This window comes from Acidocella sp. (assembly GCF_036489515.1).
In the GTDB taxonomy this organism is placed as follows: domain Bacteria; phylum Pseudomonadota; class Alphaproteobacteria; order Acetobacterales; family Acetobacteraceae; genus Acidocella.
On record NZ_DASXFO010000051.1, the window covers coordinates 1 to 10,495 of the forward strand.

Sequence of the window (10,495 nt, forward strand, 5' to 3'; positions counted from 1 at the left end):
CCAGCAGAACGTCAGCACCAGCGTCGCCGTCACCTTCCAGATCGACCCCGCAGACGCCGTCTATATTTACCAGAATTACCGTGACATTCACGGGCTACAAAATACCATCATCGCGCCGATTGTCTCGAACGACGTAAAAGCCATTGTTTCGAACTACGATGCCCAGGACCTCATCATCAAGCGCGAGCAGCTTGGCAGCGAAATCAAGGACAAAATTGCTGCCGATCTGAAAGTTTACGATATCATTGTCGATGGCGTAAACATTACCAATTTAGATTTTTCAGATGCTTACAATCAGGCGATCGAAAATAAACAGATAGCGCAGCAGAAGGCACTTGAAGCGCAGTACCAGCTACAGCAGGTGCGGGTATCGGCTCAACAGCAGGTGGTGCAAGCCAGTGCGCAGGCAGATGCCGCCGTTGCCACCGCACAAGGCCAAGCCAAAGCCACTATCCTACAAGCCACAGCCGACGCACAAGCGTATGAGCTGAAGCAAAAAACGTTGACGCCGGAATTGATCGAGCTCGCCCTAATCAATAAATGGAACGGACAAATGCCGACCTATGCCAGCACCGCTCTGCCCTCGGCTTTGTTCGGCGCCCCCGTTATGGGCGAGCCGGCCGCGTCAAGCCCGGCGCCCTAAACATCGGGCCGTTTGAGGTTTCTTCGTGACGCGAAACAACTCCAAACGTCAATCCGTGAGAGATTAGACCAGCATTTGATAAGACTCTTGGCTCAGTGAAAACAAAAGAGAATAGAAATGACTGACGCGCAGCTCAGGGAACTTGTTCGCCGGTGCGTTCGAATAAAGCAAACGTCCGCAACTTGGCCGACGTCGGCCAAGTGGAAACGAATGGCAGGTTTCGGGAAATGGCTTGGGATCTGGCAATGACCGCAATGAGCGCGAACCGGAATGTCAGCCGTTGGCCGGGATGGGCCGGAAGCGGTCGGACTGCTTTGGAACGTCCAACGACGACAAGCAGACGTTCGTGCACGGAAATTGTTGATGTTAAGTATCAACCTGAAGCGCTCATTCGCACCCAACTCATGCACCAAAAGTCGGCGCTTGGCCTCGATCAGCAGAATCCTCATGCGCCAGGGTTAGCCAAATCTGCGTTCCCTGGTGCGATGAAAGATTAAATCTCGACAATGTTGCCGAAACCTCGTGGGTAAGTGGGCTGCGGCAAGGCTCCGCACATGAATTCTCAAGCTCATCCATCGCGCTAGGACGACCACATGAAAATCAGTTCCCTTCTCCCGGCCCTCGCCGTCACCAGCCTCCTTGCCTCGCCCGTGGCGGCGGCTCCGCTCTATCATCTTGTTAAAACCGTGCCGCTCGCCGGCGGGGTGAAATGGGATTATCTGCGTTTCGACGCGCCGACGCATCGCCTCTACATCTCGCATGGCACCGAGGTGACGGTGGTGAACACGCGCGGCGACCGTATCATAGGCGAGCTGAATGTGCGGGGCGGCAGCCATGGCATCGCCGTGGACCCCGGTTCAGGCGACATTTACGCTGATAGCAGCAAGCAGAACGTCGCCTATGTCTTCAACCCCAAGACATTCGCTGTGCTCGCCACCATTCCCGTGGTGGAGGATGCCGATGGCATGGCGTACGATCCCACTTCGAAGCAGGTTTTCAACGTCGGCGGTGATGGCAATGGCGTGACGCCCATCGATCCCGCGACGAACAAGGCAGCCCCCACCATCTCCCTTGGCGGCGCGCCGGAATTCCTGGGCGCTGACGGTGCCGGCTCGCTCTATGTCAACATCAACGACAAGAACGAACTGGTGCGCATCGACACCGCGACGGATCAGATCACCGCGCGCTGGCCGACCACGGGCTGCGTCGAGCCGACCGGCCTTGCCATTGACCCTGCCAAGCGCTTCGTCTTTTCCTCCTGCCACTCCGGCGTGATGGACGTGCTCAATGCCGATACGGGGGCGGTGGTCGCCACCTTGCCGATCGACAAAGGCACGGATTCCGCGGCTTTCGATCCCAAGCGCCATCGCGCCTTCTCCGCGAACAGTGTCGGCACGATCAGCGTGATCTCCGATGCCGAGACTACGCCTGTACTGCTCGGCACTGTGAAGACCGAGCCGGGTGCGCGCACCATGGCGGTCGACCCGGCCACCGGATACATCTACACTGTGACCGCGGCCGTAACCAAGGTCACGCCCGCAACCTCACCCAATGGCCACCCGCATTTCACCTTTGCCCCTGGCAGCCTGAAATTGCTGATTTACGCGCCGGCTGCTTAAGGCCGTCTAACTGCCTGCGCTGACCTACGCTCCCGCGGGGGCGCCGGACAGTGCAGGCAGATTAACGATGACTCTTAACCCTGGTTGATTGTCGCCCAGGGTTATTCTCCCACCATGTAATGCCGCGATCGCCACCGCGAGGGCCAGGCCAAGCCCATGGCCTGGGAGGTGACGTGAAGCGTCCAGCCTGACGAAACGCTGGAACACCCTTGCGTGCTGGTTCGGAGGAATGCCGCATCCATCATCGGAAATGGTGATCTCGATCTGCCCATCGACGAGCATGGCCTGGACATGGGCCACGGACGCGCCGGTGGCGTGCAGCATGATGTTGTCCAGAAGATTGGTGAACATTTGCGCCAGCAAGTCCTTGTCCCCCTGCAGAGTAAGCCCCGGCGCGATGTCGTTCGCAGTTGAGATGCCACCGGCGGCAAAGGCCGGCTCGTAGCTTTCGGCGAGCATCGTCAGTTGGGAAGAGAGCGGGACGGCGCAAAAATGCGCCCGCCTCGCGCCGGTTTCCACTTCCGCGATCCGCAGCATCGCCGCGAAAATCTCCAGCGCCTGATCGATCTGCAGCAGCGCCTCGTCGAACATTTCCGCCAGGCCGGCCCCGCTGAAGCGCTTGCGGGAGAGTTCGAGATGCCCGCGCAGCCGCGCCAAGGGCGAGCGCAGGTCGTGCGAGATGTCGTTGGTCACTTGGCGAAGATTGTCCATCAGCTCCTGCAGGCGCTGCAGCATCGCGTTCAGCCCCGTGGCGAGCCGGTCGAATTCGTCGCCGGTCCCGGTGACGGGCGCACGGCGGGAGAGGTCGCCCTCCATGATGTCCCGGATGGTGGTGGCGAGGGCATCGACGCGGCGCAGCGTGGCACGGGCGGCGAGGGTGCCGCTGAGCAACCCAAGGGCCATGATCGTGCCGAACACGGCCAGGAACGAGCGGGCGATGAGCTTGTCCAAAGCCCGTAGGGCGCTGGCGTCGGCGGCGATGTACAGGGTTTCGCCATCGAGGAACCGCCGCGCCGTGCCGCGGATCGCCACGACCCGCGGAGGCAGCGTGAGCCCGTCCTGCCGACGCAGGGTTTTGATCCCGGTCCAGCTTGCGGCGACTGCCGGGCTGAGACGAAAATTTCCCGCCAGAAACCGGTGGTCCGGGCCGATATCCGCGTAGAACAACCCGCCGCCCTCGGCCATCGTCTCGCGCACATTCTGCGCCAAAGGCTGCTTGTCGTGGCGGAGGTCGGAGAGGATGTCGGTCAGCGCACCGGAGACGGCGGTGTCGATCTGCTCGCGCCAGATGGTTTCGGCCGCGTGATGGATGATGACGAACACCAGCACGGCGCCGCCGAGCGAGAGCGCCAGGCTGCGCAGCGCCAGGCGGAAGCCGGATGTCCGGAACAGCAGGCGGGCCGGCGCTTCAAGCCACATCGATTTTATATCCGGCGCCGCGATAGGTGTGAATCAAGGCGGGCGAGAAATTCTGGTCGATCTTGCCGCGCAGCCGGCTGATATGCGCCTCGACGATGCTGGTCTGCGGCACGAAATGGAAACCCCAGACATCCTCCAGCAGCATCGTCCGGGTCACGACCTGGCCCCGGCGCAGCATCAGATACTCCAGCACTTCGTATTCCCGGGGTTTCAGCTCGATCTTTCGGCCGGACCGCCGGACCCTGCGGGTCGGGCGGTCGAGTTCCAGGTCGGCGATCTGCAATCGGGTCGTCTTGGGTGGCGTGGCGTTGCGCCGGGCCAGGGCTGCCACGCGCGCGGCGAGTTCTGCCATGACGAAGGGTTTCACGAGATAATCGTCGCCCCCGGCGCGCAAGCCTTCCAGCCGGTCATCGAGCCCGCCCAGCGCCGTGAGAAACAGCGCCGGCGTGTGGCAGTCCGCCCCACGGAGGGTCCGCAGCATCGACAGCCCGTCGAGGCCGGGGAGCATGCGGTCGATGATCAGCACATCGAACCCTCCGCCGACAGCTTCTAACAGGCCGGCGCGGCCGTCCGGCGCCACCTGCACCTCGTGCCCCTCCGGCGCCAGCCCCGCACAAAGATGCGCCGCGGCCTTGGAATCGTCCTCGATCAGCAGAATTTTCATAGGTGATAATTAGAGCATGGTTGCCGTACATCAATCATGCTCCAGGAAAGCGGCCGCTTTTTAAAAAAAGCGGCGCAAAAACTTTTGTTCCGCTGGGCCAAGGGCGTTGTCAGCGACAATGCCCATGGCCCAGCATAATAAAGTTTTTTTGCTACTTTTTGTTCACAAAAAGTAGCCTTCCCTTCGCTTCCGGGGCGGCGCAAAATATTAACTTTCGACAAAGTTGGTGACACGTCGCGGGCAAGTTGGCTGGGCCAAGGGCCTGCGTATGAGTTTCCATCCGCGTCTGTTGGGACTGTTTTTTTGCGCCGGCCTTGGTGCCTGTGCCGCCTATCATCCGGCGCCCTTGGCTTCGGTCCCTCCGCTACGCGATAGCGTGGCGTCCCTGCGCCACACCCTGCCGGATGGCGGTGAGGTCGGCACGGTGGGCCCCCTATCACTGCGGGACGTGGGGGCGTTGGCCGTGCTCAACGATCCAAATCTCGTGGCCGCGCGCGCGCAGCATGATATCTCGGCCGCCGAACTGCTGGCGGCGGGGGAGCTGCCGAACCCCTCTTTTACCGGCGGGTTCGCCGCCTTGCTTGGCGGACCGGCCAGCATGTCCGCCATCAATGCGGGATTCACGCAGGATCTCGGCGCGCTCATCACCTACCGGGTCAACCGTCAGGCGGCCGCTTCGGGGCTCGCTCAGGTGGATGCGGGGATTCTCTGGCAGGAATGGCAGGTGGCCTCCCAGGCGGAGCAGTTCGCCGTAAGCTTCTCCTCCGACGAAGCGACCGTGGCGAGCCTGGCTGCGGAGGCGGACGTTCTCGCCGGGGTGGACCGCGACACAGGCGTAGAAATCGCGCAGCACAACCTCACCCTGAACGACGGCGCCACCAGCATGGCGGCCCTGGCTGGCGTGCAATCGCTGCTGGATGTCGCGCGGCTGGCGGCGGCGCATGACCGGGACCAGCTCGATGCGCTGCTGGGCCTGGAGCCCGACACTGCGATTCCGCTTGCCCCGCCGAACGTGGCGCCGCTGCCGCCTTCCATCCTCGCCCCCGCTTTTGTCACGCTGGCGCAGCGCCGGCCAGACCTCATCGCGCTGCGCTACGGCTATGCCGTGGCGGATGCGCGGCTGCGCGCGGCGATCATGACGCAGTTTCTTCCCATGAGCGTCGGCGCTGCGGGCGGGCGCGATACGTCCGGCGTGGACAGCGCCGGGCCACAGGTCACCCTGACCCTGCCATTGTTCAATCGCAACCGCGGCGGCATCGCGATTGCCCAGGCCACGCGTGCGGCGCTGGCCGCGCAATACCAGGCGGCGCTCGCCAGCGCCGCGGGCGGGGCGCGCGCGCTTAGCGGCGACATTGTTTTGCTGCGCAGCCAGGAAACGGCCGCGCAGGCCGCCGCGCAAAACGCTTCCGCCATGTTGGAAGCTGCGCAAAGCGCCTATGCGGCCGGGCAGATCAGCGCCATGGCCCTTGCCAACCTGCAAACGGCGGCGGGCGATCGCCTGCGCGCCAAGATCGCCCTGCGCGGCCAGGTGCAGAGCGCAGAAATCTCGCTTGCGACATTGCTTGGCCTCGGTCTGCCGCCGTTGGGCCACGCGCCGGAGAAACACGCCCGATGAAAAAATCCATTCTCTTCGCCGGATTCGTGGTGGTGGCGGGCATCGCCGCCCTCGTCTACGGGGAGACCAGCGGCAATGTGCCGGCGGATGTTCCTTCCGCGCCCAGCGCCACGGTCAACGTCATCACCCTGGTGCAACGCAGCGTGCCGATGCGCATCGTTGGTTCCGGCAGCATTGTCGCCGGGACGGCGGAGATGGATGTCAGCCTCGCCGCCCCTGGCATCGTCACCGGGTTTATGGCGCGGCCGGGCCAGGCGGTGACGGCGGAGCAGGTGCTGGCGAACGTGGCGCCGGACCCGCAATCGGCGGCGGCGCTGCGCCGGGCGGAGGATGCGGTGACGGCCGCGCGCATTGCCCGTGACCATGTGGTGGCCTTGCTGGCCCGGCATTTGGCGACCACCGCCGACGTTGCCGCCGCCACACAGGGTTTGAGCGACGCAAACGCCACCCTCGTCGCCCTCCGTGTTTCCGGCACGGGCGAAAACCACACCGTCACGGCGCCTTTTGCCGGTATTGTCACCGCCATCGCCGCAGCACCTGGCGGCGTGTTGCCGGCCGGCACCGTGCTGGTGAAGCTTGCCCCCGCCGGCCGACTTACGGTGCTCGTCGGCCTGTCGGAGGCCGAGGCATTGCGCGTGCATGCGGGCGACGCCGCCATGCTCACGTCGCTCAACACCGGGCGCAGAATCCCCGCCACCGTGGCGCAGCGCGCCGCCATGCTGGACCCGCAGACCGGCCTCATGGATGTTTTTCTGGTCCCCCAGGCGTCGGTGGCGCTGGGCGAGCCGGTTCGGGTGAGCATCACCGTCGGAACCGTGACCGGCTATCTTGTGCCGCGGGCCGCGGTGCTGAGCGACGAGCAGGGCAACTATGTCTACCAGCTCGATGCGCATGACATCGCCCATCGCGAAGCCGCGAACGTCCTCGAAGCGGACGGCGCCATGAGCGTGCTGGCGCCCAGCCTTGATCCCGGCACGAGAATCGCCACCACCGGCGCTTACCAGCTCTCGGACGGCATGGCAGCGACGTTGCAAGGATCAGGGCAGGGATCGGGCCATTGAGCATCATCGCCTGGCTGGACCGGCACCGCCGCTCCGTTCTGACCCTGGCCGCGGCGCTGGCGCTGGCAGGGCTCACCGCCGCTCTTTCACTCCCCATCGGCCTGTACCCTGACGCATCCTTCCCGCGTGTGCGGATCAATATCGACGCCGGCAGCCAGCCCGCCGCGCAGATGGTGCTGCAGACCACGCAGCCCGTGGAGCAGGCGGTACGCGCCGTGCCCGGCGTGGTGGACGTGCTCTCGACCACATCGCGCGGCGCGGCGCAGCTCACCGTGGATTTCGCCTGGGGCACGGACATGGCGAACGCGACGCTTGGCGTGAACGCGGCCATGGCGCAGAGCCTCGCCGCCCTGCCGCATGGCGTCAGCTACACCGTGCTGCGCATGACGCCCACCGTGTTTCCCTTCATGGCCTATGCGCTCACCTCGCCCACGGTGAGCCAGGCGAAGCTGCAGGCCATGGCCGCCTACCAGATCGTGCCGCTGCTCTCCGGCCTGCCCGGCATCGCGCGGGTGCAGGTCCAGGGCGGGGATACCAGCGAGGTGGAGGTGACGGCCGATCCACGGCGCCTCGCGGCCTTTCATCTCACGCTCAACGATCTGGTGAACGCGCTGGCTGCCGCCAACACGCTGCAGGCGGTGGGCCGGGTGGAAGATCATGACCTGCTCTATTTGCTCATGGCGGCGAACGAGTTGCACGGGCTTGCCGATGTGCAGCAGACGGTGATCCGCGCCGGGCCCTATGGCGCCGTGCGACTTCAAGATGTCGCCACCGTGCGCATGGGCGTGATGCCGCAATTTCTGGGCGTGCAGGCCAATGGCAAACGTGCGGTCACCCTGCTTCTCTACCAACAGCCGGGCTCGGACATGGTGACCGCCGCGCGCCAGGTCGACCAAGCGCTCGCCGGTTTCGCGCCGCGGCTGCCGCCTGGTGTTACTTTGAGCAAATGGTATGACCAGAGCGCCCTGGTGCTGGCCGCCGCCGGCTCGGTGCGGGATGCGATCCTGATCGGGATCGTGCTGGCCGCCATCGTGCTGCTGGTGTTCCTGCGCAGCTGGCGCATCACGCTGCTTGCCGTCACCATCGTCCCAGCCTCGCTCGCCGCCGCGATCCTCGTGCTCTCGCTGTTCGGGCTCAGCTTCAACATCATGACCCTGGGCGGGTTGGCCGCCTCGGTGGGGCTCGTCATCGACGATGTGATCGTGATGATCGAGCATATCGCGCGCCGCAGCGCCGGCGGCGCGCAGCAGGAGGGACGGCTCTGGGTGCTGCGCGCGGGCGGTGAATTCTTTCGCCCGCTGACCGGCTCCTCCGCTGCGACGCTGATCGTTTTCGCGCCGCTCGGCTTTCTCTCCGGCGTCACCGGCGCGTTCTTCAAGGCGCTCTCGCTGACCATGGCGGCGACGCTGCTCGCCTCCTGGGCGCTCACCGCCCTTGCCGTGCCGCTGCTGGCCGGGGCGCTCATCGATTTCAAGCGCTGGCAGGATCCGGGGACCGCGCGGGATGGCGCGCTGTTCCGCTTGCATGGCGGGCTGCTTGCGGCGCTGTTCCGTCGCCCCTTGCTGCTGGCTTTCCCCATAGCCGGGCTGATCGCCGTCGGGCTGTTCTCCTTCCAGAATGTGCAGACCGGCTTCTTGCCCGATCTCGACGAGGGCGGGTTTGTGATGGACTATCTCACCGCCCCCGGCACGTCCCTGACCGAGACCGAGCGCGAGGTGGCGGAGATCGAGACCATCCTGCGGCAGGACCCCGCCGTGGAAAGTTTTTCCGTGCGCGCGGGGGCCGGGTTTGGCGGCGATATCGCGGAATCCAACAAGGGGGATTTCGTCATCCGCCTGGTGCCGTTGGCCAAGCGCGCCGGCATCAACGTGGTAATGAGCCGGATCAGCGATGCCGTCACCGCGCATGTGCCGGGTGTGCGGATCGACCCGCACCAGTTGATGGGCGACGAGATCGGCGATCTCACCGGCGTGCCGCAGCCGATCGAAATCAAACTCGCCGCCGCCGACCCGGCGCAGCTTGGCCCCACGGCGCTGCGCGTGGCAGCGGCGATCGGCAAGATCCCAGGTGTGGACTCGGTGGATGACGGCATCATCCCCGCCGGCGATGCAATCGACTTCACCGTGGATTCAGTGCGCGCCGCTGCTCTCGGGCTGGACCCGGCGCGGGTGGCCGCCCAGGTGCAGACGGAAATGGCCGGCACCGTGGCCACGCAGTTCCAGGCCACGCAGCAACTGATCGGCGTGCGCGTGCGGCTGGACGGCGCGGCGCAGTTGAACACCGATGATCTGCGAAACCTGCCCATCGCCACGCCCGGCGGCGCGCTGGTGCCGCTGGGCAGCATCGCAAGCTTCACCACGATCTCTGGCCAGCCTGAGATCACCCGTGAGAATCTGCAGCAGATCGTGGATGTGACGGCGCGGCTCACCGGGCGCGGGCTGGGGGCCGGCATCGCCGACGTGAAGACGGCGCTGGCCAAGCCGGGTGTGCTCGGGCCGGGCGTGACCTACACGCTGGGGGGGCTGTACCAACAGCAGCAGATCGCCTTCGCCGGGCTGGAGCGCGTGTTCGCCGCCGCCTTGCTCGCGGAATTTATTTTGCTCCTGGTGCTTTATGAGCGCTTCGCCTGGGTGTTCGCGATCATCTGCACCTCGGTCCTGTCCACCACAGCGGTGTTCACCGGGCTCTACCTTACCGGGCTGGAGCTCAACATCACGGCGCTGATGGGCATGGTGATGATCGTCGGCATCGCGACCGAAATGGCGATCTTCTACGTCTCCGAGCTGCAGCATCTGCTCGAGCACATGGCCCCGCGCGAGGCGCTGATGACGGCCAGCGCCAACCGGCTGCGGCCGATCGCCATGACCACGCTGGCGGCCATTCTCACCTTACTTCCCTTGGCGCTTGACCTGGGTCAGGGGGCGGGGATGCAGCAACCGCTCGCCGTCGCCATCATCGCCGGCCTGGTGGTGCAATTCCCGCTGGTGTTATTGGTCCTGCCAGTGCTGTTGGCGCCGACTGTCAAGCCTACGACGGAGCGAATGACCGAGGATTGATTCAGCCGATATCACGCTTTGAATGATCAGATGCCATGATGGAGGGAAATATCGGTCCAACAGGAACGATCACCAGGGTCCTGACACCGCCAATACGTCGCCTTGACCAAGACGTACCGGATACTCGTTCATGACATCTGAACTAGCCTACTCGAACGTCTGCTTCTAGAAAGCTTCTTGCGAGGTGATTGTGTCAGCGATGGGCGCAAAGCAACCGAACCTGACTTGAGGTGAAGCGGCTGTCGGCAAATCAAACGCGGTCTCGAAGCGGGCAATTCTTTATTACTAACCCGGCCGCCAAATAGGTATCACGCTCTTCGTCATGCGGCATATCGGACATCAGCCGCCTGAAAGAAGGAACGCACCTTTTCCGGCCGGCGTTGCAGTCCGCGCATGTGAGAATGCAGCCCAGCCTTCA

7 protein-coding genes are annotated in these 10,495 nt (G+C 64.5%); 5 read left to right on the top strand and 2 right to left on the bottom strand.

Translation table 11 applies throughout. The features are described from left to right. The coding region (locus tag VGG47_RS08025) for a prohibitin family protein (protein WP_331537253.1) at positions 1-643 on the top strand (643 nt) is incomplete at its 5' end. A 593-nt stretch (positions 644-1,236) separates the two neighbouring features. Beyond that, positions 1,237-2,262 (top strand): YncE family protein, encoded by a 1,026-nt coding sequence (locus VGG47_RS08030; protein WP_331537255.1) that lies wholly within the window; start codon positions 1,237-1,239, stop codon positions 2,260-2,262. A gap of 24 nt (positions 2,263-2,286) precedes the next feature. Here the strand turns inward: VGG47_RS08030 and VGG47_RS08035 are convergent, their stop codons facing one another. Then, positions 2,287-3,681 carry a sensor histidine kinase gene (locus VGG47_RS08035; protein WP_331537257.1) on the bottom strand — a complete coding sequence of 465 codons (1,395 nt, stop codon included), beginning with the start codon at positions 3,679-3,681 and terminating at the stop codon, positions 2,287-2,289. Further along, entirely contained in the window at positions 3,671-4,345 is a 675-nt protein-coding gene (locus tag VGG47_RS08040; protein WP_331537259.1) for a response regulator transcription factor, read from the bottom strand. The genes VGG47_RS08035 and VGG47_RS08040 overlap by 11 nt, the downstream gene beginning before the upstream one ends. 268 nt (positions 4,346-4,613) lie before the next feature. Between VGG47_RS08040 and VGG47_RS08045 the strand changes: the two genes are divergently transcribed. From VGG47_RS08045 to VGG47_RS08055, 3 genes are read left to right on the top strand one after another with little or no spacing between them, the layout of a single operon-like run. Beyond that, positions 4,614-5,960, top strand: coding sequence for a TolC family protein (locus VGG47_RS08045; protein ID WP_331537261.1), 1,347 nt, complete (start codon positions 4,614-4,616; stop codon positions 5,958-5,960). Beyond that, positions 5,957-7,021: an efflux RND transporter periplasmic adaptor subunit gene (locus VGG47_RS08050; RefSeq protein ID WP_331537263.1), complete on the top strand. Its 1,065-nt coding sequence runs from the start codon at positions 5,957-5,959 to the stop codon at positions 7,019-7,021. The genes VGG47_RS08045 and VGG47_RS08050 overlap by 4 nt, the downstream gene beginning before the upstream one ends. Then, a complete protein-coding gene (locus VGG47_RS08055; RefSeq protein WP_331537265.1) occupies positions 7,018-10,077 on the top strand; it encodes an efflux RND transporter permease subunit in 3,060 nt (1,019 codons plus the stop codon). The genes VGG47_RS08050 and VGG47_RS08055 overlap by 4 nt, the downstream gene beginning before the upstream one ends. Positions 10,078-10,495: the final 418 nt, after the last annotated feature.

Excerpts from the sequence above, each read along its gene's own strand:
- VGG47_RS08030 (WP_331537255.1), top strand. The coding sequence starts at position 1,237 with ATGAAAATCAGTTCCCTTCTCCCGGCCCTCGCCGTCACCAGCCTCCTT.
- VGG47_RS08040 (WP_331537259.1), bottom strand. The coding sequence starts at position 4,345 with ATGAAAATTCTGCTGATCGAGGACGATTCCAAGGCCGCGGCGCATCTT.
- VGG47_RS08035 (WP_331537257.1), bottom strand. The coding sequence starts at position 3,681 with ATGTGGCTTGAAGCGCCGGCCCGCCTGCTGTTCCGGACATCCGGCTTC.
- VGG47_RS08045 (WP_331537261.1), top strand. The coding sequence starts at position 4,614 with ATGAGTTTCCATCCGCGTCTGTTGGGACTGTTTTTTTGCGCCGGCCTT.
- VGG47_RS08050 (WP_331537263.1), top strand. The coding sequence starts at position 5,957 with ATGAAAAAATCCATTCTCTTCGCCGGATTCGTGGTGGTGGCGGGCATC.